The organism is Thermomonospora cellulosilytica (genome assembly GCF_014138835.1).
GTDB classification, from domain to species: Bacteria; Actinomycetota; Actinomycetes; order Streptosporangiales; family Streptosporangiaceae; genus Thermomonospora; species Thermomonospora amylolytica.
In genome coordinates this window covers 382,617-404,099 of the sequence record NZ_JACJII010000001.1, presented here as the reverse complement: position 1 = coordinate 404,099, position 21,483 = coordinate 382,617, and the positions used below count along the sequence as shown (strand labels likewise).

17 protein-coding genes and 2 pseudogenes are annotated in these 21,483 nt (G+C 71.9%); 15 read left to right on the top strand and 4 right to left on the bottom strand.

What is annotated here, in order from left to right; translation table 11 throughout:
- The first annotated feature begins 189 nt into the window (after positions 1-189).
- Positions 190-1,089, top strand: coding sequence for a transposase (locus HNR21_RS02005; protein WP_182703785.1), 900 nt, complete (start codon positions 190-192; stop codon positions 1,087-1,089).
- Positions 1,090-1,119: 30 nt separating this feature from the next.
- Here HNR21_RS02005 and HNR21_RS02000 read toward each other — a convergent pair whose 3' ends face one another.
- Both HNR21_RS02000 and HNR21_RS34880 read right to left on the bottom strand, forming a co-directional pair.
- Positions 1,120-3,633 (bottom strand): VIT domain-containing protein, encoded by a 2,514-nt coding sequence (locus HNR21_RS02000; protein WP_182703784.1) that lies wholly within the window; start codon positions 3,631-3,633, stop codon positions 1,120-1,122.
- Positions 3,630-4,475 (bottom strand): MerR family transcriptional regulator, encoded by an 846-nt coding sequence (locus tag HNR21_RS34880; RefSeq protein WP_246441919.1) that lies wholly within the window; start codon positions 4,473-4,475, stop codon positions 3,630-3,632. Before HNR21_RS34880 ends, HNR21_RS02000 begins: the two co-directional genes overlap by 4 nt.
- 124 nt (positions 4,476-4,599) lie before the next feature.
- On the opposite strand from HNR21_RS34880, the gene HNR21_RS34875 reads away from it, so the two are divergent.
- The 3 genes from HNR21_RS34875 (at position 4,600) to HNR21_RS01980 (ending at position 8,522) form a co-directional block, all read left to right on the top strand.
- Positions 4,600-5,373 (top strand): nuclease-related domain-containing protein, encoded by a 774-nt coding sequence (locus HNR21_RS34875; RefSeq protein ID WP_182703783.1) that lies wholly within the window; start codon positions 4,600-4,602, stop codon positions 5,371-5,373.
- Positions 5,374-5,558: 185 nt separating this feature from the next.
- Positions 5,559-7,208, top strand: a complete 1,650-nt coding sequence (locus HNR21_RS01985) for an RNA polymerase sigma factor (RefSeq protein ID WP_182703782.1) — start codon at positions 5,559-5,561, stop codon at positions 7,206-7,208.
- 165 nt (positions 7,209-7,373) lie between these two features.
- Entirely contained in the window at positions 7,374-8,522 is a 1,149-nt protein-coding gene (locus HNR21_RS01980; protein WP_246441917.1) for an NlpC/P60 family protein, read from the top strand.
- A 67-nt stretch (positions 8,523-8,589) separates the two neighbouring features.
- Here HNR21_RS01980 and HNR21_RS01975 read toward each other — a convergent pair whose 3' ends face one another.
- On the bottom strand, positions 8,590-9,120 hold the full coding sequence (locus HNR21_RS01975) for an inorganic diphosphatase (RefSeq protein ID WP_182703781.1): 531 nt from the start codon (positions 9,118-9,120) through the stop codon (positions 8,590-8,592).
- Between the two features lie 143 nt (positions 9,121-9,263).
- On the opposite strand from HNR21_RS01975, the gene dacB reads away from it, so the two are divergent.
- The 11 genes and pseudogenes from dacB (at position 9,264) to folK (ending at position 19,972) form a co-directional block, all read left to right on the top strand.
- Positions 9,264-10,625 carry a D-alanyl-D-alanine carboxypeptidase/D-alanyl-D-alanine endopeptidase gene (gene dacB / locus HNR21_RS01970; RefSeq protein ID WP_182703780.1) on the top strand — a complete coding sequence of 454 codons (1,362 nt, stop codon included), beginning with the start codon at positions 9,264-9,266 and terminating at the stop codon, positions 10,623-10,625.
- 146 nt (positions 10,626-10,771) lie between these two features.
- The gene (locus HNR21_RS01965) at positions 10,772-11,902 is read left to right on the top strand and encodes an Rv3626c family coenzyme F420 biosynthesis-associated protein (RefSeq protein WP_182708435.1); all 1,131 of its coding nucleotides are present in this window, start codon (positions 10,772-10,774) and stop codon (positions 11,900-11,902) included.
- Between the two features lie 33 nt (positions 11,903-11,935).
- Positions 11,936-12,919 carry a tRNA lysidine(34) synthetase TilS gene (tilS, locus tag HNR21_RS01960; RefSeq protein ID WP_182703779.1) on the top strand — a complete coding sequence of 328 codons (984 nt, stop codon included), beginning with the start codon at positions 11,936-11,938 and terminating at the stop codon, positions 12,917-12,919.
- A 25-nt stretch (positions 12,920-12,944) separates the two neighbouring features.
- Positions 12,945-13,505, top strand: coding sequence for a hypoxanthine phosphoribosyltransferase (gene hpt / locus HNR21_RS01955; protein ID WP_182703778.1), 561 nt, complete (start codon positions 12,945-12,947; stop codon positions 13,503-13,505).
- 256 nt (positions 13,506-13,761) lie between these two features.
- Positions 13,762-15,783 (top strand): ATP-dependent zinc metalloprotease FtsH, encoded by a 2,022-nt coding sequence (gene ftsH / locus HNR21_RS01950; RefSeq protein ID WP_119728195.1) that lies wholly within the window; start codon positions 13,762-13,764, stop codon positions 15,781-15,783.
- Positions 15,784-15,785: 2 nt separating this feature from the next.
- Positions 15,786-16,061: pseudogene (locus HNR21_RS36535) on the top strand (GTP cyclohydrolase I); the annotation flags it as partial.
- A gap of 960 nt (positions 16,062-17,021) precedes the next feature.
- A pseudogene (folE, locus tag HNR21_RS01940) lies at positions 17,022-17,381 on the top strand (GTP cyclohydrolase I); the annotation flags it as partial.
- A 99-nt stretch (positions 17,382-17,480) separates the two neighbouring features.
- On the top strand, positions 17,481-18,335 hold the full coding sequence (gene folP, locus HNR21_RS01935; protein ID WP_446697333.1) for a dihydropteroate synthase: 855 nt from the start codon (positions 17,481-17,483) through the stop codon (positions 18,333-18,335).
- Positions 18,332-18,769, top strand: a complete 438-nt coding sequence (locus tag HNR21_RS01930; RefSeq protein ID WP_119728199.1) for a nuclear transport factor 2 family protein — start codon at positions 18,332-18,334, stop codon at positions 18,767-18,769. Before folP ends, HNR21_RS01930 begins: the two co-directional genes overlap by 4 nt.
- 241 nt (positions 18,770-19,010) lie before the next feature.
- Entirely contained in the window at positions 19,011-19,400 is a 390-nt protein-coding gene (folB, locus tag HNR21_RS01925) for a dihydroneopterin aldolase (RefSeq protein WP_312880779.1), read from the top strand.
- Positions 19,397-19,972 (top strand): 2-amino-4-hydroxy-6-hydroxymethyldihydropteridine diphosphokinase, encoded by a 576-nt coding sequence (gene folK, locus HNR21_RS01920; RefSeq protein WP_182703777.1) that lies wholly within the window; start codon positions 19,397-19,399, stop codon positions 19,970-19,972. The genes folB and folK overlap by 4 nt, the downstream gene beginning before the upstream one ends.
- A gap of 65 nt (positions 19,973-20,037) precedes the next feature.
- Here folK and HNR21_RS01915 read toward each other — a convergent pair whose 3' ends face one another.
- Entirely contained in the window at positions 20,038-21,228 is a 1,191-nt protein-coding gene (locus HNR21_RS01915) for an RNA-guided endonuclease InsQ/TnpB family protein (protein ID WP_312880778.1), read from the bottom strand.
- Positions 21,229-21,483 lie beyond the last annotated feature (255 nt).

The following is a 21,483-nucleotide window of genomic DNA, read 5'->3' as shown; positions in this document are numbered from 1 at the left end:
ACCGGGCGGTCACCTCGCCCCGACACAGCACATCCGCATATGCCGATCGCCTCGTCGAACGATGCCGGATGCACCGAACGGCGGTCTTCGCTCAACCGGTCGCACCACCAGGGGCACCCAGACCCTAGATCGTTGATGGGGTTTGCTGAACCGGTGGTGGACACGGCGAAGGGCGCCCATGATCAGTGTGTGAAGACAAACCTGGACGCCCTTCTGACCGCACTCTACGTCCATCTGGACGACCATGTCCTGCCATCGGCCGCCCGCCGGCGCAGACGCGGTCCCGAGCGGCTGCTGACCGATGCCGAGCTGGTCTGCGTCGCCGTGGCGCAGGTGCTGCTGGGGTGCGATTCCGAGCGCCGGTGGCTGCGGACGGCGCCGGGCAGGATCGGGCACCTGTTCCCGCGGCTGCCGGGCCAGTCCGAGTACAACCGGCACCTGCGTGATGCGGCCCCGGCCCTGCTGGCCGCGTCGATGTGGCTGGTGCGCCGGGTTCCGTCCTGGCATGAGCGGCTGCGGTTGATGGACGGCACCCCGGTGCGCTGCGGCGCCTCGCGCACCACCGTGCACCGCTCGGGGCTGGGCGAGATCGCCGGCTATGGCATGGACACCTCGCACCACGCCTTCTACTGGGGCGCCAAGCTGATGCTGATCACCACCGCCGAGGGCGCGGTGTGCGCCTTCAGCCTGGCCCACCCCAAGGAGCTGGACGAGCGGGTGCAGGCGGTGCATCTGCTGCAGGTTGCCCCGCCCGCGCCCGGGCCGTGCCCGATCGTGTGCGACAAGGGCTTTGCCGGGGCCGGGGTGGAGAAGGCCGCCGCCGATCTGGGCCATGTGCTGATCCGCCCCGTCCGCGCCGACGAGCCCCGTTCTCAGACGGCGATGTTCCCGGCCTGGCTGCGCCAGCGGATCGAGGCGGTGATCTGGACGTTGAAGAACCAGCTCGGACTGGAACGCCACCAGGCCCGCACCACCGAAGGGCTATGGACACGTCTGTGCCAGCGCATCTGCGCGCTCAACGCCGCAATCTGGCACAACTGGCTGATCGACGCACCGGTCAAGCGATCACTGACCGCCTACGACCACTGAACCTCAGCCCCAACAACCCCCATCAACGATCTAGGAGTGCTTCTTCCAGAAGGGGCGGCGTTCGCGGGACTGGGAGGGGGTGCCGCCCAGGTAGGTGGTGAGGGTCTGGACGGTCAGGGTCCAGAGCTCCTCCAGGCGGGACTGCTGGGTGGGGTCGTCGGTGATCTCCAAGGTCTGGATCAGGGTGAGGAGGGGGGCGGCGGGGAGGCCTTCGGCGCGGGCCGTTTCGGTGATGCCGAGCAGGCGGGTGCGGAGGTCGGACAGGTGCTGCCAGCGCTCGGGGGAGAGGGCGGTGGCGGTGGTGGTCAGGTGCTTGAGCTCCTGGTCGAGCAGTTGGTGGGTCCTGGGACGGGCGGGAGTCGCGCTGTGGTCCTGGGCGGGGGAGCCTCCTGCCGGGCGGCCGGTGCGGCGGAGGAGGGAGCGGCCGCGGGGCATGGAGGGGCCACGGGTGGGCGCGGAGCCGTAGGGCGCGGGGGCCGGTGCGCTGAACGGTGCGGCCGGGGGTGCACCGGCCGGGGGTGCGGCGGGCGCGCTTTCCGCGGATGCGGCGTATCCGCCGGGGGCGGGGGGCGCGCCGAAGGCGGCGGCGGGAGCCGCCGGGGGTGCCTGGCCTGGGGGCGGGGGTGCCGGGTGGCTCATGGGAACGGCTGTGGGGAGCTGCCAGCCGGCGGGCTGCTCCACAGGCTGGACGACATGGTGGGTCGGGTGGCCTTCGGTGACCTTTCGGCTGTCGACGGCCACGAAGGCGGTGAAGCGGCAGAGGACGTTGAAGCGCAGGGAGGTCTCGACGATACGGCGTTCCAGGTCGGGGAGGCCGGTGACGGCGTAGCGGTCCTCCAGATCGCGGAGGTGGGCCCGGGCCCAGATCGGGGTGGCGGCGGTGGAGGGGGTGACGGACGTGGTGGTGTCCTGCTGCCAGGGGGCGCCGTCGGCCGCGACGGCGCGGACGGTGGCACGTGCGTCGGCGAATGCGCGGTGGTAACGGCCCGACACGGTGAGGGGGACGCCGGGGAACAGGGCGCCCAGCCGCCGGGGGGCGATCGAGTCCGGGTCGACGTCCAGGCCGGTCCAGTCGAGGGAGACGGCGGTGAGCAGCGGGGCGCCGATGCGGTGGTGGATGTGCTCCATCGCCTCGTCCAGCCGGTCCTCGGACTCCACCAGCTCCAGGCGGCCCCGGCCGGCCATGGCGAGCCGGCCCAGGAAACCGGCGTTGACGGCCTGGTCGATGCCCACCGCGTGGATGCGCAGGCCGGACAGGGAGGGGTCGAGCCGGGCGAGGATGTGGTCCTCGTTGCCGACCTGACCGTCGGTGATGAGCACCAGGACCCGGTCGCGGCCGGCGGTGTCGTCGCCGTTCAGCAGGGCGGTGGCCTGCAGGAGCGGGGTCAGCATCTCGGTGCCCCCGTGGGCCTGGAGGCCGGCCAGGAACTCCACGGCGCGGAACCTGTTGCGGTCGGTGGCCCGGACCAGCCCGGGGCCCAGCGCGGTCGGGGTGGAGACGGTGTGGTCGAACGCGATGACCGCGAACCGGTCCTGGTCGGTGAGGGTGTCCACGATGCGGGCGGCCGCCCGGCGGGCCGCCACCATGCTCCAGCCGCCCATGCTGCCGGAACGGTCGAGGAGCAGCACCACGTCGCGGGGGCGGGGCGCCGCCCGCCCGGCCGGGGGCAGCACGGTGAGCGTGAACGTGCCGGGGCCCTCCGGCTCGCCGGGACCGTCGGGTGACAGTGTCAGCGCCGCCGCGGTGGTGCCGGCGTGCGCGTAGCCCAGGCGCAGGACGAAGTCGCGGTCCAGCCGCTCGCCGGGCTGCAGGCGCACGGCGGTGCGGCCGGAGTCGCCGCCCTCCTGGGCGACCACGTGCAGGCTGGACCGGATCTCGCCGAGCGGCAGGCCCCCGGGATCGATGCCGGCCGACAGTGACAGCCGCACCGGGTTGGGGAAGCCGGGCAGCAGGACGGGCGGGCTGATGCGGGAGGCGTCGGGCACCAGGTCGGTGTCGGCGGCGGTCCCGTCGCCGGCCTGCTCGTCGGGCAGGGGAGTGCCGGGGATGTAGCGCGGGGCCACGACCAGCGGGAACCGGAAGGTGGCGGCGTCGTCCTCGTACGGCAGGGGCTGGTGCAGGGTGAGCCGCACGGTCACGTGCTCGCCGGGGAGGATGTTGCCGACCCGCATGGTGAAGACGTCGGGCCGGTCCTCCTCGGCGATCGCGGCGCGCTGCCCGGCGGCCAGGGCCGCGTCGTAGTCGGCCCTGGCCTGTGCGCGTTCCTTGAGGGTCCCCTCCACCACGCGGTCGGCGGCCTCCATCCGCATCCGGGTGACGGCCGCGCGGTCCGGCAGCGGGAAGATGTAGGTCGCCTCCACCGGGACGTCGAAGGGGTTGCGGAAGCCCTGGGCGATCTCGACGCCGGCGACCAGGGCGCTGATGTCGGCACGGATGTCCACGCTGTCCAGCGGGAGGTTCCCCCGCTCGGTGGCCAGGGCGCCCAGACCGGCGTCGGGCACCGAGGGCGCCACGTCGGGCAGGGGCAGGATGGGCACGGTCATGGAAGCCTCCCGTTGGGGTCGCTGGGTGAGGCGGGGGCGCTGAAGGACGGGGCGTCGGACGTGAGCCCGCGGCGGCGCAGCTCGGCCAGCAGTGGCTCGGCCGCCTCGCCGATGGCCCGCACGTCCTCGTGGGTGAGGCCGGCGATGTCGATGATCAGGCTGACGCCGGGAGCGAGCCGGACCCCCGACACCGGTGCGAGGTCCGCCGTGGACACGGACGGCGTGGGAGCTCCCGGAGAAGAGGACCCGGCAGGGGCGCTCTGCGCCCAGAACCGCCCGCGCGCGGGCCGCTCCGCCGCCTCCCGCTGCCAGCGGACGTCCGCTTCGCCGCCCTCGGCGGGGCCGCCCGGCGCGTCGGCCGTGTGCAGCCCGATGCTCTGCTCCGGCGGTGTGCCGGGGCGCGGCCGGGCCGACGACCGTCGGCGCGAGGCGTGCTCTGCCCGCTCGCCCGGGCGGTCCGTCGCCGCGATGCCTGGCTCGTCGGCGGGCTGTCGGCGGCCCGAGTGGTCCGCCGCGGTGGCGGCGGGTGTGCCGGGAAGCCGGGCGATGGCGCGGAGAGTGGTGTTGGTGGCGCCCACGAGTTCGGCTTGGATTTGGGCGATGGTGCGTCCGGCGGCCTGGCGGCGCTTGACGGCGACCAGTTGGAGCAGATGGCGTTCGCCGTACAGGGCGGTGCGGCCGCGGCGGCCGGAGGGGGGATCGAGCAGGCCGATGGTGGTGTACCAGCGGATGAGGCGTTCGTTGGGCAGGTCGCGGACACGGCCGTTGACCCGGGCCGGGGCGTCGCCGAGCGCCGCGGCGGCGGCCGCGGCCAGCTCGGAGATCGTCCAGGTGGGCTCCATGGCGACGATGATGACACTGTCATGATGACAGTGTCAATGTCCCGGCATGGCCGATCGCCGAAATCCTTGCCGGATCACCGTCCGGGACATCACGCTGACCTGTAGCGACGGAGGAGGCTGAACGGTGCCGGGTGGCAGGGCGGGAGGCGGCGGAGCTTCGCGTGCCGGGGCCTCCGCCTGGGCGCGTTACCGGGCGATCGCCGGGGAGCACCGGCGGGAGCGGATCGCGGTCCGGCTGGTGCTGGCCGGGGCCGTCACCGTGGTCGGGCTGGGGGTCGCCGAGTGGCGGGCGGGCGTGGCGGCGGGCGGGACGGTGTTCGTCGCGCATCTGTTCTACGACCGGCATCGTCCGGGGCCGGCGTCCAGCTGGCGGCGCGGGGCGCTGGCCGAACGGCGCACCGGGCGGAGGCTGGCGCGGCTCGGCAGGGGCTACCACGTGCTGCACGACCTGGCGCTGCCCGGAGGCGCCGCGACCAACGTGGACCACCTGGTCATCGGGCGCACCGGGGTGTACGCCGTCATCAGCAGGCAGTGGCGGGCCGGCACGCGGCTGTGGTCGGACGAGCGCCGGCTGTGGGCGGGGGCCGAGCCGGTGGCGACGCTGCCGGTGACGGCGCGGAGGATCGCCCGCATGGTGGGCGAGCTGCTGAGCGACGAGGTGCGGTACGAGATCACGGTGTGCCCGGTGGTGGCCGTGCACGGGGCGCGGGTGGGCCGCGAGGGGCTGCGCCATCGCGGGGTGGAGTTCCAGCGGGCCGCCCGGTTGCCGTATTTCATCACCGAACGCCCCGAAGTGTTCTCCGGCGCCGAGGCGGCGACCATCGCGCTCGCCGCGGAACGGATCCTTCCGCCCATGACGGACGTACTCTCAAAAAGACGGCGCGTGCCGCGCGGATGAGGACTTTGCAACACTTCGAGGCATATCGCGGCAGGTCATCGTCGCCGAAGCGGCGGTCCACAATTCCGGCCTAAGGGATCCGGGGAACATTCTGAACGCCTCGCGCGGACGGTCTCCGGGAAACGCCCATTTCGATTCGTTCAATTGTCGTGTGAAAGGCGATTGCAGCCTTTACCTTCGGGGACATGAACGACCACGCCCTGGTCGGGGCCCTGCGGTCGGGGGATCTGGTGGGCCCGGCCGCGCTGTACGACGCCTACGCCGAACGGCTGTACCGCTACTGCCGGTTCCGGCTGCCCGATGACGCGGCCCGGGCCGCGCTGGTCGACGCGTTCGCCGCGGCCGGGGCGCACGTCCACCGGTTGAAGGACCCGGGCAGGTTCGGCCCCTGGCTCTATGCGATGACCCGGCTGGAATGCCTCCGCCGGGAGGACGCGCAAGGTCACCTCCACCCCGGCGAGGAGTCGGGGCAGCGCCTCACGGCATGGCGGGCGGTGCAGGCAATGCCCCCGATGAGCCGGGAGATCCTCGAACTGAAGGTCAGGCACCAGCTCGCCATTCCGGATCTGGCCGCCGTGCTGGACCTTTCGCAACAGGAGATCCGGCTCGCCCTCACCCGCGCGCACACCGACCTCGAGGAGGCCCTGAGCGCCGAACTGCTGGCCCTGCAGGGCGCCTACGGCTGCCCCCAGCGCGCCGCCATCCTGCGGAGGTGGAACGGGGATCCGCTCACGGCCTCCCTCAGGCGGCGGCTGCTCAAGCACGCCCGCGACTGCACCGCCTGCAGCGCCTACGGCCCGCGCACCGTGGCCCCGGCCAAGGTGTACGCGCTACTGCCGAACCCCCTGCTGCCGCCGTCCCTGCGGGAACGCGTGCTGACCCGACTCCGCAACCCCGATGGCCAGGCCGGTGCGGACATCACGTTCGGTCTCGACGGATTCCCCGTGCAATCGCGCTCGTCCATGGGCCAGACCCGTCCGGACCTTCCCGAGACCTCACGTGAAGGGTCCGGGTGGACCGTCGCCCTGGTGACCGTGGGGACGGTCGCTCTGGTCCTCATGGCGGCCACCCTCGCCTGGCTGGGGCAGGGCAAGGAGGACACCCCGACGACCGCCGCCCCCGAGGGCGCGCTGCCTTCCACGGCAAGCTCGGAACGACCCTGGGCTCTTGACGGCACAGGGCCCTCACCCACCTGGCCGCTGGGGGCGAAGGGTTCCTCCGCTCCGCCGACCGCGCGCCCCACCCCGCCGGTCCCGGCGACGGCCCAGCCCGGCATGCCCGGCGCCTCCAGGTCGCCGGGCCGCCCCGGCCACGTGCCCCTCACAGGGATGCTCGCGGTGGCCCCCCGGTACATCGACCTGGGCGGAGGGTGCGACGGCACCATCGAACTGCTCGCCCAAGGGGGACCGATCGAGTGGAAGGTCCGCACCCCCTCCCGGGTACGGCTCAGCCAGACCTCGGGCAAGCTGGCGAACGGCCAGTACGCCGTCCTGCGATTGCGGGTGAACCGCCGCCCCGGCAGCCGCGGCCAAGAGGTCATCACCTTCCAGCCCGGCGGCGTCCAGGTCGTCGTCACCTGGCGCACGATCCCCCGCGAACGCCCGAACCCACGGCCCACCCGACCGGACCGTCCGACCCGGCCCGCGCCCGGCAGGCCGACCAGCACCGCGCCCACCACCTCGCCGACCCGTCCCGACCAGAGCCAGACGTCCACGTCCACCCCGTCGACGTCCCAGCCCCCGCCCTCCTCGGACCCGCCGCAGCAGGGGTCCGGGCAGCCGACCCCGCCCCCGGCCTCCGGCCCCAGCCCGTCCCCTGAGCAGACACGGCCCTGACGCATCACCATTCCGTAGATGTACCTGTGCAGGTACGTACGTCCTGGTGGGTGTGTCTAGACCCTTGCTTGGACGGCCGTCGAGCAGGCCCCGGGTACGAACCCCGCTGGGATTCGTGGGGTCACTGAGGCCCATGCAACGCCAGAGGGCCGAGGGGTGGGGTCGTTGGGTCATTCCAAAGGGGCGGGATTACTGGCCGGGACCGCGGTGGTGGTGTGCACGGCGATGGCCATGTCGGGCGCCGCCGTCGCCGAGCCGGCGCCGGCACGGGACGAGGCCGAGCAACTGGGGCGGGCCAAGGCGCGGCTGGCCATCGCCCACGGGGAGTTGGAGGACCTGGCGATCCGGGCCGAGACGGCCGTGGAGCGCTACCACGGTGAGCTGGTGAAGCTGCAGCGGGCCCGTGAGGACCACCGCGCCGCGCAGCAACGGCTCACGGACGCGGAACGCCGCCACCAGGCGGCCCAGGCCGAACTCGCCAAGTACGCGGCCAACGCCTACCAGGCGCAGACCGGGGGCACGCCATGGGCGGCCGTGATCGCCGGGCGGGACGGCCCTCAGGAGGCGCTGGAACGCGCGGCGCTCATCGAGATGATGAACCGGCACCGTACGGGCGCCGTACAGAAGGTCGAGGCCACGCGTAACGTCGCCCAGGTCTTCCGCGCCAGGGCCACCGCCGCCCTGCGCGCACAGCAGGAGGCCACACGCCGTGCCCAAACGGCCAAGCAGGACGCCGAACGAGCCGTCGCCCGTCAGCGGGCGGTCACCGTACGCCTCAAGGCCGAGAAGGAACGCGCCGAACGGATCCTGGAGGCCGCCCGTAGGGAGGAGGCCGCCCCGCCGCTCAGATCGGCGCCCCTGTCACAGGGGACGGGCCGGGAACTGCCGGCGTTCGTCAAGGGTTCCCGCCGGGGGATCACGGTGGTGAAGGCCGCTCTGCGCTGGCTGGGCACCCCCTACTCATGGGGCGGGGGGAACGCGAAGGGCCCCAGCTACGGCATAGCGCACGGGGCGCACATCAAGGGGTTCGACTGTTCGGGGCTGGCGCTCTACGCGTGGGCCAAGGTCGGCGTGAGGCTGGACCACTGGACGGGCACCCAGTGGACCTCCGGGCCGCACATCCCGCTCGACCAGCTTCGCCCCGGGGACCTGGTGTTCTTCGCACGCAACACCGCCGACCCCGACACCATCCACCATGTCGGCATCTACCTCGCCCGGGGGCAGATGGTGGAGGCCCCCTACACGGGCGCCCGGGTCCGCATCTCCTCGATATGGCGGCACGGCCTGATCGGCGCCACCCGTCCCGCCGGCTGACCGGCGGGACGGGTGGGGGACGGACGGGGAGACCAACACCCCGGCACCGGACCGGGGACGGACCTGCTTACTCGGCGGACTCCGCCGGGTCGGTGTGCGCGTGGTCGGTGTGCGCGTGGGCCTCGACGAAGCGCTTACGGGACCGCTCGATCTCGGCCTCGGCCTCGACCCGGCCCACCCAGCTGGCGCCCTCGACGGACTTGCCGGGCTCCAGGTCCTTGTAGACCTCGAAGAAGTGCTGGATCTCCAGCCGGTCGAACTCCGGCACGTGGTGGATGTCGCGGATGTGCTCCAGCCGGGGGTCGGTCAGCGGCACGCACAGCACCTTGTCGTCGCCGCCCGCCTCGTCGGTCATGCGGAACATGCCGACCGCGCGGCAGCGGATCAGGCAACCGGGGAACGTGGGCTCCTGGAGGAGGACCAGCGCGTCCAGCGGGTCGCCGTCCTCGCCGAGGGTGTCCTCGATGAACCCGTAGTCGGCCGGGTACTGCGTCGAGGTGAACAGCATCCGGTCCAGACGGATACGCCCGGTCTCGTGGTCCATCTCGTACTTGTTCCGCTGCCCCTTCGGAATCTCAATGGTGACGTCGAAATCCAAGGTCTCCTCCGCTCCCCGCGCGGTCGCAGTGATTAGTGTCAGGGGGTGAGCGGGGGCCGCCGTGCCTCCGCTCATAGGTGTTCCCTTATACAAGGATGTCGCACGTCCCCGCGTACCGGGGTGGCGAGACGGGGGTGACCGGGGTGTCCAGGCGTGACCGGACCGTGGCGCTCATCACCCTTTCCCTGCTTCAGGTCTTCACGCTCGCGGCGGCGAGCGCAGTGGTGAACCTCACACCGCCGCAGGCGGACGACCCGAGGCCGCCTTCCGTGGCCGGGCGCGCACTCGTCCAGCCCGCTCCGGCGCTCCCCGCGTTGGGCGACCTGGCCCAGCCGCCGAGTGCGAGCGCCCTCGCGGCCAGGCTCGCCGACCTGGCCAAGGACGCCAAGCCCAGGATCAGCGCGGTGGTCGTGGACGTCGACACCGGCCGGGTGCTGTTCGACCGGGACGCGCAGCGGCCCTCCATCCCGGCATCCACCACCAAGCTCGTCACCTCGGTCGCGGCCCTGTCGGCCCTGGGCCCCGGCCACCGGATCACCACCAAGGTCGTCCAGGGCGGTGACGGCGGCATCGTCCTTGTAGGCGGCGGCGACCCCACGTTGACCGCGCGCACCTCCGCCTACGGCGCCTACCCTCGCTACGCCTCGCTGGACGACCTGGCCCGCCAGACCGCCGCCGCCTTGACCAAGGCCGGTGTACGGCAGGTGCGCGTGGACTACGACACCTCTCTATACGTGGGCCCCGGCACGGCCACCGGATGGAAGCGCAACTACCTCCCCGACGGGGAGGTGGCTCCGATGAGCGCGCTGACGGTGGACGAGGGCCGTACCGAGGACGGGGGGCGTGTCGAGGACCCGGCCTCCGATGCGGCCGAAAAGTTCGCGCGTCTGCTGGACCGGGCCGGAGTCAACGCTAAAGCAGGACGCCGTACCGTCGCCCCCAAGGACGCCCCCGCACTGGGCGCGGTGCAGTCCCCGCCGGTGTCGGCGCTGGTGGAGCACCTGATGACGGTCTCCGACAACGACGTGGCCGAGGCCCTGATCCGCCAGGTCGCCATCAAGAGGAAGCAGCCCGCGTCGTTCGACGGCGGCGCACGGGCCGTCATGGCCGAGATGCGGAGACTGAACCTCGAGCAGGGCATCGAGGTCCACGACGGCAGCGGCCTGTCCACCCGTAACCGCATCACCCCCCTGGCGCTCGCCCGCCTGGCCTCCCTCGCCGCCTCCGACGCGCACCCGGAACTGCGCCCCGCCCTCACCGGCATGCCCGTGGCGGGGTTCACCGGCACCCTGGCCGCCCCCCGCTACACCGGTGAGACCGCGGCGGGGGCCGGGACCGTACGGGCCAAGACCGGCACGTTGTCGGGCGTGAGCACCCTCGCCGGGGTCGTCCAGGACGCGCGCGGGCGGCTGCTGGCGTTCGCGTTCATGCTCGGCGACGGCGAGGGCCCGGTCGAGCCGCGGCGGCTGGACCGGCTGGCCGCCGCCGTCGCCGCCTGCTGCTGACCCCTCCGCCGGGCCCGGCATATCGCCACGTCGGGGTGTGGACCTGGGCATACGGGGAGATAACCAGAACGTCCGTTCGTTGGACTTCGTGCAAGGGCGCTGCAGCGCCGGGTCGGAAAACTACGGTGGGATACATGAGCGCCCAGATGATCGACTGGAACGTCGCCGTCCAGACCGGGACCAGGCTGGTGCGCCCGGGACCGCAGGTCACCCCCGAGGAGGCCTTCGAGGTCGTCGACGAGCTGCGCCGGCTGGCCAAGGTCGCCGAGGGCCACGTCCGGGACTTCACCGGCATCGAGGCGGTGGGGACCGAGGCGACGCAGGCGACCGTCGTGGACCGGCCCGGCTGGATCCGGGCCAACGTCGACGGGTTCCGGGTCGTCCTGGAGCCGCTCATGGAACGGCTGGCCGAACGGCAGGGCGGGTTCGGTGGCCCGGGCGGCGCGGTCATCGCCGCGGTCGGCTCCCGGGTCACCGGCATGCAGGTCGGCGCGATCCTGGCGTACATGGCCAGCCGGGTGCTCGGCCAGTACGAGCTGTTCCTGCCCCCGGACCCGTCCGGGAGGGCCCCCACCGGCCGGCTGACCCTGGTCGCCCCCAACATCGTGCACGTGGAGCAGGAACTGGGGGTCGACACCCGCGACTTCCGCCTGTGGGTGTGCCTGCACGAGGAGACCCACCGCGCCCAGTTCACCGGGGTGCCGTGGCTGAGGTCGTACGTGCAGGAGCAGATGACCGAGTTCCTGCTGGCCTCCGAGGTGGACCCGGTGGCGATGATGGAACGGCTGCGGCAGACCGCCGAGGCCGTCATCGACGCCATCCGCGGCGACGAGGACCCCGACAACCCGCGCGGCGGGCTGATCGACGCGATCCAGTCCCCCGAACAGCGCGCCATCCTGGACCGCCTCACCGCCGTGATGACCCTGGTGGAGGGGCACGGCGACTACGTGATGGACGCGGTGGGGCCGGAGGTCGTCCCCTCGGTCAAGGAGATCCGGGCGCGCTTCCAGGGCCGCCGCGAGGGCGGCTCGCGCCTGGAGAAGGCGATCCGCCGGCTGCTCGGCATCGACCTGAAGATGCGCCAGTACGCCGAGGGCTCCCGGTTCGTGCGGCGCACCGTCGCCGAGGTCGGCATGGACGGCTTCAACAAGGTGTGGACGTCCCCGGAGACCCTGCCGACGCACGCGGAGATCAAGGAGCCGTCCGCGTGGATCGCCCGGGTGATCGGCACCCGTTCCCTGGAGGCGGGCCCCGCCCCGGAGGCCGGGCAGGGCTGAACCGCCGTACGCTTGCGCCCGTGAGGTGGGCGCATGGGGCCTGATCCGGCGGTGGCCGCGGTGCGGCTCGCGGTGCGACGGGCGATCGATGACCTGCCCGAGGGCACGCCGCTGCTGGTGGCGTGCAGCGGCGGGGCCGACTCCCTGGCGCTGGCCGCGGCGGTGGCGTTCGAGGCGCCGCGCGCGGGCCGGAACGCGGGCGGGGTGACCGTGGACCACGGCCTGCAGGAGGGCTCCGCGCATGTGGCCGACCGCGTCGTGCGGGCCATGCGCGACCTGGGCCTGGACCCGGCGGGCTCCGTGACGGTCACGGTGGACGGCGACGGCGGCCCCGAGAACGCCGCCCGCCAGGCCCGCTACGCCGCCCTCGACCGGACGGCCGAACGGCTCGGGGCGACCGTGCTCCTGGGCCACACCCTCGATGACCAGGCCGAGACCGTGCTGCTGGGGCTGGCGCGGGGATCCGGGGCCCGTTCCCTGGCCGGGATGCCTCCCGCCTTCCAACGGGGTGACGTCCATTACGTCCGGCCGTTCCTCGACCTGGACCGCGCGACCACCCGTAGGGCGTGCATGGTCATGGGGCTCGAACCATGGGAGGACCCCCACAACGAGGACCCCGCCTACACCCGCGTCCGGGTCCGGCAACAGGTCCTTCCCGCCCTCGAAAAGGCCCTGGGCCCGGGGGTCCCCGCGGCCCTCGCCCGTACGGCGAGGCTGCTGCGCGACGACGCCGACGCCCTGGACGCACTCGCCGACCGCGCCTACACCGACGCCCTCCACGACGAGGAACTCGAGGTCACGGCTCTGGAGGGCCTGCCCCGGGCGGTGCGCACCCGGGTCCTGCGGAGGGCGGCGCTCTTCGCGGGCAGCCCAGCGGGTACGCTCGCGGCCGTACACGTCGACGAACTGGATCGGCTGGTCACCGGGTGGCACGGACAACGCCACGTCGATCTGCCCGGAGGGCTGCGCGCGTTCCGGAGGCAGGGCCGGCTGCGGTTCGAACGGCGTGGGTCGTGACCGAACTTCGAGGTGCGGTGGGGTAGTGGACGACAAGGACCTGGGTGCGGACCTGGCGAACGTGCTGATTCCCGAGGACCGGCTGCAGGACAAGATCCGTGAGCTGGCGGCCCAGATCGACGCCGACTACGAGGGGCGCGACCTGCTGCTGGTGGGGGTGCTCAAGGGCGCGGTCATGGTGATGGCCGACCTGGCCAGGGCGCTGCACCTGCCGGTCTCCATGGACTGGATGGCGGTGTCCTCCTACGGCTCGGGCACCAAGTCCTCGGGCGTGGTGCGGATCCTCAAGGACCTCGACGCCGACATCACCGGCCGGCACGTGCTGATCGTCGAGGACATCATCGACTCCGGGCTGACCCTGTCCTGGCTGGTCAGCAATCTGCAGTCGCGCAATCCGGCGTCGCTGGAGATCTGCACGCTGCTGCGCAAGCCGGAGGCCGTCAAGACCGAGATCGACGTGCGCTACGTCGGCTTCGACATTCCCAACGAGTTCGTGGTCGGCTATGGCCTGGACTACGCCGAGAAGTACCGCAACCTGCCGTTCGTGGGCACCCTGGCGCCGCACGTCTACGGCGGCGGCGCCTGAGCCGTCACCGGCGTACAGGACACAAGGGAACATAGAGGGCGGCCGGTACGTTCCATGTCTGGACGGCCGGAGGCACCGGACGAGGCGCTCCAGCACGCGGGCTGCGGGCGGCACCACGCCGGTGTACCGTCGATGTCTCTGGGCATTGCCCGGGGTGTCGCACGGAAAGAGGCCGCTCCGCCGGGCCGCCGGTCTGGTGGTTGCTTGCAGACGCTGGTCAGGAGGGACGGGACCTCGCGAAGGGGTTGCCGGATAAATGGACGTGAAGCGCTATTTCCGCGGGCCGCTGCTGTGGGTCCTGCTGCTCGGTCTCTTGGTCACCCTGGTCGTGTGGGGGGCCGGCTCGAGCAACGGCTACAAGGCCGCCGACACCTCGGAGATCATCTCGGACATCACCCGCAACCGGGTGCAGTCCGCGAAGATCATCGACAAGGATCAGCGGATCGAGGTCACCCTCAAGGGCCGCGAGGCCGAGAAGAAGAAGGCCTCCTGGGTCAGCGGCCAGGGCCTTGAGCTGCAGCGGCTGCTGCAGACCAAGTCCGACCAGGGGCAGCTGCCCGGCGGGTACAACGTCGACGTCCCGCAGCAGAGCGTCTTCCTCAACCTGATCTTCAGCCTGCTGCCGATCGTCATCGTGGTGCTGATCTTCCTGTTCATCATGAACCAGATGCAGGGCGGCGGCTCCCGGGTGATGAACTTCGGCAAGTCCAAGGCCAAGCTGATCACCAAGGACACTCCCAAGACCACGTTCGCCGACGTGGCCGGCGCCGACGAGGCGCTGGAGGAGCTCGAGGAGATCAAGGACTTCCTGCAGAACCCGGCCAAGTTCCAGGCCATCGGCGCCAAGATCCCCAAGGGCGTGCTGCTGTTCGGTCCGCCCGGCACCGGCAAGACCCTGCTGGCCCGCGCGGTGGCCGGCGAGGCCGGGGTGCCGTTCTACTCGATCTCCGGCTCGGACTTCGTGGAGATGTTCGTCGGCGTCGGCGCCTCCCGGGTGCGCGACCTGTTCGAGCAGGCCAAGGCCAACGCCCCGTCGATCATCTTCATCGACGAGATCGACGCGGTCGGCCGGCACCGCGGCGCGGGCCTGGGCGGTGGCCACGACGAGCGCGAGCAGACCCTCAACCAGCTGCTGGTCGAGATGGACGGGTTCGACGTCAAGGGCGGCGTGATCCTGATCGCCGCCACCAACCGGCCCGACATCCTGGACCCGGCGCTGCTGCGTCCCGGCCGGTTCGACCGGCAGATCACGGTGGACCGCCCGGACCTGGAGGGCCGCAAGGGCATCCTCAAGGTGCACGGCCGCGGCAAGCCGTTCGCCCCGGACGTCGACCTGGACGTGATCGCCCGGCGCACCCCCGGCTTCACCGGCGCCGACCTGGCCAACGTGATCAACGAGGCGGCGCTGCTGACCGCCCGGTTCGACCGCAAGCTGATCGACATGGAGACGCTCGAGGAGGCCATCGACCGGGTGATGGCCGGTCCCGAGCGCAAGACCCGGGTGATGTCGGAGGCGGAGAAGAAGATCATCGCCTACCACGAGGGCGGTCACGCGCTGGTGGCGCACGCGCTGCCGAACGCCGACCCGGTGCACAAGGTGACGATCCTGCCGCGCGGCCGGGCCCTGGGCTACACCATGACCCTGCCGATGGAGGACAAGTTCCTCACCACCCGCTCGGAGATGACCGACCAGCTGGCGATGCTGCTGGGCGGCCGGACGGCCGAGGAGCTGGTGTTCCACGAGCCGACCACCGGCGCGGCCAACGACATCGAGAAGGCCACCGCCATCGCCCGCAACATGGTCACCGAGTACGGCATGAGCGAGCGGCTGGGCGCCCGCAAGTTCGGCTCCGGCCAGGGCGAGGTGTTCCTGGGCCGGGACGTCGGCCACGAGCGCGACTACTCCGAGGACATCGCCTCGGCCATCGACGACGAGGTGCGCCGGCTCATCGAGGCCGCCCACGACGTGGCCTGGGAGATCCTGGTCGAGTACCGTGACGTGCTGGACGAGCTGGTGCTGCAGCTGATGGAGAAGGAGACCCTCTCCAAGGAGCAGGTGCTGGAGATCTTCGCGCCGGTCCAGAAGCGGCCCAAGCGCAACTCCTACACCGGCTACGGCAAGCGCCTGCCCTCCGAGCGCCCCCCGGTGCTGACGCCCAAGGAGCTGGCCCTGATGGGTCCCAAGGACGTCCAGGACCTGCCGGGCGGCGCCGACCTGGCCAAGGGCAACGGCCAGGGCGGCACCGACCACCAGACCACCGAATCCTCCGAGAGCTGATCTTGACCGACCCATACGACGAGGACGCCCCCATCCGGATCGATCCGCCGGGCTTCGACCACGAACGCATCGAGCGGGCGGTCCGGGAGATCCTGATCGGCATCGGCGAGGATCCTGATCGGGACGGTCTGCTGGAGACGCCCGCCCGGGTGGCCCGCGCGTTCGCCGAGCAGTTCGCCGGACTGCGCCAGCGTCCCGAAGAGGTCCTCAACAAGGTGTTCGAGGCCGACCACGACGAGATGGTCCTGGTCAAGGACATCGAGGTGTACTCGACCTGTGTGCCGAGCAGGCAGACCGTCAACGCCGTGGGCGGCCGGAAGCGTGCCGCCGACGTGCGTGTCGGCGACGAGCTGTACACCCTGGTCGACGGGGAGGTGCGCACGACGGCCGTCACCCGGATCTCCTCACGCGAGGTGCGTGAGCTGGTCGAGGTCGTCACCGAGAAGGGCGTGTTCAAGGTCACGCCGGATCATCCGGTGGCCACCCCGGAGGGCTGGCGTGAGGCCAAGGACGTCGCCGGTCTGTTCATCGAGTGGACTCCTCCGCGCAAGCTCTGTCGCAAGCGGCCGGCGATCGTGTACGGCCATGACTTCGGATACCTGGTCGGAACGATCTGCGCGGACGGCACCGTCGGCAAGAATTACGTCTCCCTGGTCGTCAATGACCAGGAGTACGCCAAGAAGTTCGCCGAAGCGGTCCGGCGGTCTTTGGGATTCGACGCGCAGATCGAAGCCGTGAGCAGGCCCTCGGGCTTCACCGGGCTGGACACGCCCGGGTACCGGGTGCGGGTGGTGTCGTCCTACCTGGCGGATCTCGTACGGCAGTATGTCGGCGGAGACGCCCACCACATGCGGCAGCGCTTCCCACGGGTGGTGCTACGGGACGTGGAGACGTTCCGTGGTTTCCTGGACGGTTACATCGACGGAGACGGCTGCCGTTCGGCGAGGTCCGGGGGCTCCACCATCCTCGGCGGGAACGTTCCGTTCCTGGAGGACCTCGCCCAGATCATCGGCGCGCGGTTCACGCCCTCGACAGGGAGCAGGTCGGCCCTCTGGGTGGCCGACAGCTGGTTCCGCAGGCACGGGTTCCGCGCGGAGTACGATCATCCGTCCCGGCTCGTGGAGTCGGAATGGGCGAAGGTGCTCCAGGTGCGGCCGGTCCATGCGACCGGGACCAAGCCTTACACCGTGTACAGCTTCAAATGCGATCCGCATCCGACGTTCCTGATAAACGGCCATCTGACGCACAACTGTGAGCATCATCTGGTCCCGTTCCACGGGCTGGCGCACGTCGGCTACACCCCCAACGAGAAGGGGCAGATCACCGGGCTGTCCAAGCTGGCCCGGCTGGTGGACGTGTACGCCCGGCGCCCCCAGGTGCAGGAGCGGCTGACCAGCCAGATCGCCGACGCGCTGATGCGGGTGCTGGAGCCGCGCGGGGTGATCGTGGTGATCGAGGCCGAGCACCTGTGCATGACCATGCGCGGGGTGCGCAAGCCCGGCGCCCGCACCGTCACCTCGGCGGTCCGCGGCGACTTCCGGGAGTACGCCGAGACCCGCGCCGAGGCGATGTCGCTGATCCTGGGCCGTTCGTCCTGACCGGTCCCGGGCGGGTGTGCCGCCCGGGACGCCGGGTATGGGGTGTTCCCAGCCGAGGGTGCGCCCCGCGGGGTTCTGATCACGACATAGGGTGACCTCATGACCAGTGCCGTTCCCGGGCTGCCCGACCCAGGGCGATGTCTCGTCATGGGCGTGGTGAACGTGACCCCGGACTCCTTCTCCGACGGCGGGGCGTGGTTCGACCCCGACAAGGCCATCCGCCACGCGCACGACCTGGTGCACGAGGGCGCCGACCTGATCGACGTGGGCGGGGAGTCGACCCGGCCCGGCGCGCAGCGGGTGTCGCTGGAGGAGGAGCTGCGCCGGGTGATCCCGGTGATCGAGGCGCTGGCCGCCGACGGGATCCCGGTCAGCGTGGACACCATGCGCGCCGAGGTCGCCGAGGCCGCCGTCGGGGCCGGCGCGAGGCTGATCAACGACGTCAGCGGGGGGCTGGCCGACCCGGACATGGCCCGGATCGTGGCCGCCGCGCGGGTGCCGTACGTGGTCATGCACTGGCGCGGGCACAGCCATGACATGTACCGCAGGGCCGAGTACGACGACGTGGTGGCCGAGGTCCGCGACGAGCTGCGGGCCCGGGTGGACGCGGTCGTCGCGCAGGGCGTGGACCCGGAGATGATCGTGCTGGACCCCGGGCTGGGGTTCGCCAAGAGGCCGCGGCACAACTGGACGCTGCTGGCCCGGCTCGGCGAGCTGTCGGACGACCTGCCGATCCTGGTGGGGGCGTCCCGCAAACGGTTCATCGGCAAGCTGCTGACGGGCCCGGACGGGCATCCGCGGCCGTTCGCCGACTGCGACGACGCCACGGTGGCGATCAGCGCGCTGTCGGCGGCGGCGGGCGCCTGGTGCGTGCGGGTGCACCGGGTGCGGCCGAACGCCGACGCGGTCCGGGTGGCCGCCGCGATCCGCGGAGACCGGGAGGTACGGCCATGACGCGCGCCGACCTGGCCGCGGTCGAGGAGGCCAACGCCGAGTTCTACGCCGCGTTCGAGGCCGGGGACCTGGACCGGATGTCGGCGGTGTGGGCGGGCGGCCCGCACGCCGCCAGCGTGGGCTGCGTGCATCCGGGCTGGCCGCTGCTCAAGGGCCGCGACGAGGTGCTGCGGTCGTGGGCGCTGATCATGGCGAACACCCCGTACATCCAGTTCGTGCTGACCGACCTGCACACCGAGGTGTTCGGCGACCACGCGCTGGTGACCTGCTCGGAGAACATCATCACGATGGACGACAGCGGCGAGGACGCCGGGATGCTGGCCGGCGGCAGCATCGTCGCCACCAACCTGTTCCTGCGGGTGGAGGGCGAGTGGCGGCTGCTGCACCACCACGGCTCGCCGGTGCTCAACCAGATGGAGGACGACGAAGAGTGAGCGCGCCGGAGGCGCGCGGCGCCGGATCGACGAGGAGCGCGCGGAGCGAGGCCGTGAGCAGCCGCGCGGTGGTCCGAGTGAGGAGCGCGCGGAGCGAGGAACGAGCGAGCACGCGACGAGGGAGGCCGCCGCGCTCGGCGGGCTGCGAGCAGCCGAGCGCAGCGAGGCAGTGGGCACGAGTGAGCACGCGACGAGGAGAGCCGGTGCCTTCGGGCGCGCCGGAGGCGAGCGGGGGGCAGGAGTGAGCGCGCCGGAGGCGCGCGGCGCCGATCTGGACCGCATCGAGCTGACCGGGCTGCGGGCGCGTGGACGGCACGGGGTCCTGCCCGCCGAGCGGGAGCTGGGGCAGGAGTTCGTGGTCGACGTGTCGCTGGGCCTGGACACCCGGCCCGCCGCGGAGACCGACGATCTGTCGCGTACGGTCGACTATGGAGCGCTGGCCGACCGGCTGGTCGCGGTGGTGCGGGGCGAGCCGGTCGACCTGATCGAGACGCTGGCCGAGCGGCTGGCGCAGGTCTGCCTGGAGGATCCGACCGTGCGGCAGGTCGATGTCACGGTGCACAAGCCGGCCGCCCCGGTGCCGCATCCGTTCGCCGACGTGGCCGTCAAGATCTCGAGGAGTCGCCGATGACCCGACCGGACCTGACCGCGACCGGCGGGCACATGCTCGTCCAGCAGCGCGTGGTGCTGTCGCTCGGCAGCAACCTCGGGGACCGGCTGGAGAACCTGCAGGAGGCGATCGACGCCCTGTTCGACGCCCCCGGCCTGGACTTCGTGGCGCTGTCGCCGGTGTACGAGACCGTCCCCTACGGCGGGCCGGAGGGCGGCGTCCCCGAGCAGGACGACTTCCTGAACGTGATCGTGGTGGCCGACACCCGGCTGGCCCCCAAGACGCTGCTGGAGCGGGTCCTGAACATCGAGAACTCGCTGCAGCGGGTCCGCGAGGTCCGCTGGGGCCCGCGCACCCTGGACATCGACATCGTGACGTTCGGCACCGTGACCTCCGACGACCCGGACCTGACCCTGCCGCATCCGCGCGCCCACGAGCGGGCGTTCGTGCTCGTCCCGTGGGCGGACCTGGAGCCGGACGTGCTGCTGCCCGGCCACGGCAGGGTGGCCGACCTGGCCGCGGAGGCGCTGCGCGCCGTCGGCCCGGACGCGGTGCGGCGCCGGGACGACCTGACCCTGCAAGAGCCGGCTTGACTGCTCCCCGCCCTGAAGGGCGGGCAGACTCCCGTCCAAGCAGGGGTGGTATGGGGATTTTCGGCTCACGCTGCCCGGTCGTCCGGCGGACGGCCGGGTCTTGCGCGATCAACGCCGTCCGGGTTCAGCCCTGCCCGGATGAGCATCACGCGTGCGGAGTTCTTGTCCCGTGGAGACGTGGTTCCGCAGGCGGTGCAGGTGTAGGTGCGTTCGGACAGCGGGAGTGCGTGCTTGGTTCTCGCTCCGCACCGCCCGCAGTCCATCGTGCTGTACGCGGGATGCACCAGCCGCAGGGTGCGGCCGTGTTTGCGGGCCATGGCGATCAGCTCGCGCTTGGTGGCGGTGATCGCCGCGTCGGCGGCCTTGCGCGCCATGGTGGACTTGGCCAGGAACTTCGGCCGGAAGTCCTCCACCGTCAGCGCGTCATGGTCCCGCACCAGCTTCTTGGCCCACCTGCGGGCGGTGTGGGCCCGTTGCCGGGCCACCTTCTTGTACGCCCTGGCCGCCTGCTTCCTCGCCTTGAGGTAGCCCTTCGAAGGAGCCTGCCCGCGCCTGCGGCGGCGGGCCATCCTCCGCTGGTAACGAGCCAGCCTGGCGGCGGCCTTCTTGCCGTACTCCGGGTGCGGCAGATCGTGGGCGTCGCTGGTGGTGGTCGCGATCTCTTTCACTCCCCAGTCCACGCCGACCACCCGGCCGGTCTCCGGCAGCGGCTGCACCTCGGCGGGGATGACGAACGAGCAGTACCAGTGCCCCAGACTGTCGCGGTACACGCGGACGCTGGACGGGTCGGCGGGCAGATCCCGCGACCACACCACGGTCAGCACGATGCCCCCGGCCAGGTGCAGACGGCCGTCCTTGAGCCGGAACCCACGCCGTGTGTAGTTCAGGCTTGGGCGGGCCAGCCCCTTCTTCTTGAAGCGCGGCATCCCGGCCCGCAGCCGCACCGGCAGCCGAGCCTTGATGTCCTTGAGAGCCTTGGCGCGGGCCTTGGCGAAGTCACGGATGACCTGCTGCTGCGGCACCGACGCTCCCTCACGCAACCAGGAGTGTTCGGCCCGCCAGCCGGTCAGCATCCGGTCCAGCCGGGCCGGACCGCACTCTTCGCGCGCCTTGTGCGCGGCGCGGGAGGTGGCCACGCACTGGTTCCACACCCACCGGCACCGATCCCACTCGGCCAGCAGCGCCCGGCGCGCGGTCGACGACACCCGCAGCCGGTAGGTGTACCGCACCTTCCCGCTATCGATCGCCCCCGACACGTTGTCACCGTAGCACTACAGATCGTGCGCCCTCCTGCTTTGTGGGGAGATCCGCGACCAAGCCGCCGTCCAAGTGTTCACCGCACGAAAGGGCGACCAATGCTCAGAACCCATACGTTCAGGAAATCGTGCCCAGGGAACCCGCAGGGACGGACGTGCGCGATGACCTACGGCACACGAGCCGTTCGTTCGCTGCCCCGGCCGCGTGCCGGGGTCTGGATTCCTTTCCTGCCTGAAGGCCCGAGCATCCTCCAG

Coding starts and splice junctions, on each gene's coding strand:
- HNR21_RS02000 (WP_182703784.1), bottom strand. CDS start 3,633: ATGACCGTGCCCATCCTGCCCCTGCCCGACGTGGCGCCCTCGGTGCCC.
- HNR21_RS34880 (WP_246441919.1), bottom strand. CDS start 4,475: ATGGAGCCCACCTGGACGATCTCCGAGCTGGCCGCGGCCGCCGCCGCG.
- HNR21_RS01985 (WP_182703782.1), top strand. CDS start 5,559: ATGAACGACCACGCCCTGGTCGGGGCCCTGCGGTCGGGGGATCTGGTG.
- HNR21_RS01965 (WP_182708435.1), top strand. CDS start 10,772: ATGATCGACTGGAACGTCGCCGTCCAGACCGGGACCAGGCTGGTGCGC.
- tilS (WP_182703779.1), top strand. CDS start 11,936: ATGGGGCCTGATCCGGCGGTGGCCGCGGTGCGGCTCGCGGTGCGACGG.
- ftsH (WP_119728195.1), top strand. CDS start 13,762: ATGGACGTGAAGCGCTATTTCCGCGGGCCGCTGCTGTGGGTCCTGCTG.
- folP (WP_446697333.1), top strand. CDS start 17,481: ATGACCAGTGCCGTTCCCGGGCTGCCCGACCCAGGGCGATGTCTCGTC.
- HNR21_RS01930 (WP_119728199.1), top strand. CDS start 18,332: ATGACGCGCGCCGACCTGGCCGCGGTCGAGGAGGCCAACGCCGAGTTC.
- folK (WP_182703777.1), top strand. CDS start 19,397: ATGACCCGACCGGACCTGACCGCGACCGGCGGGCACATGCTCGTCCAG.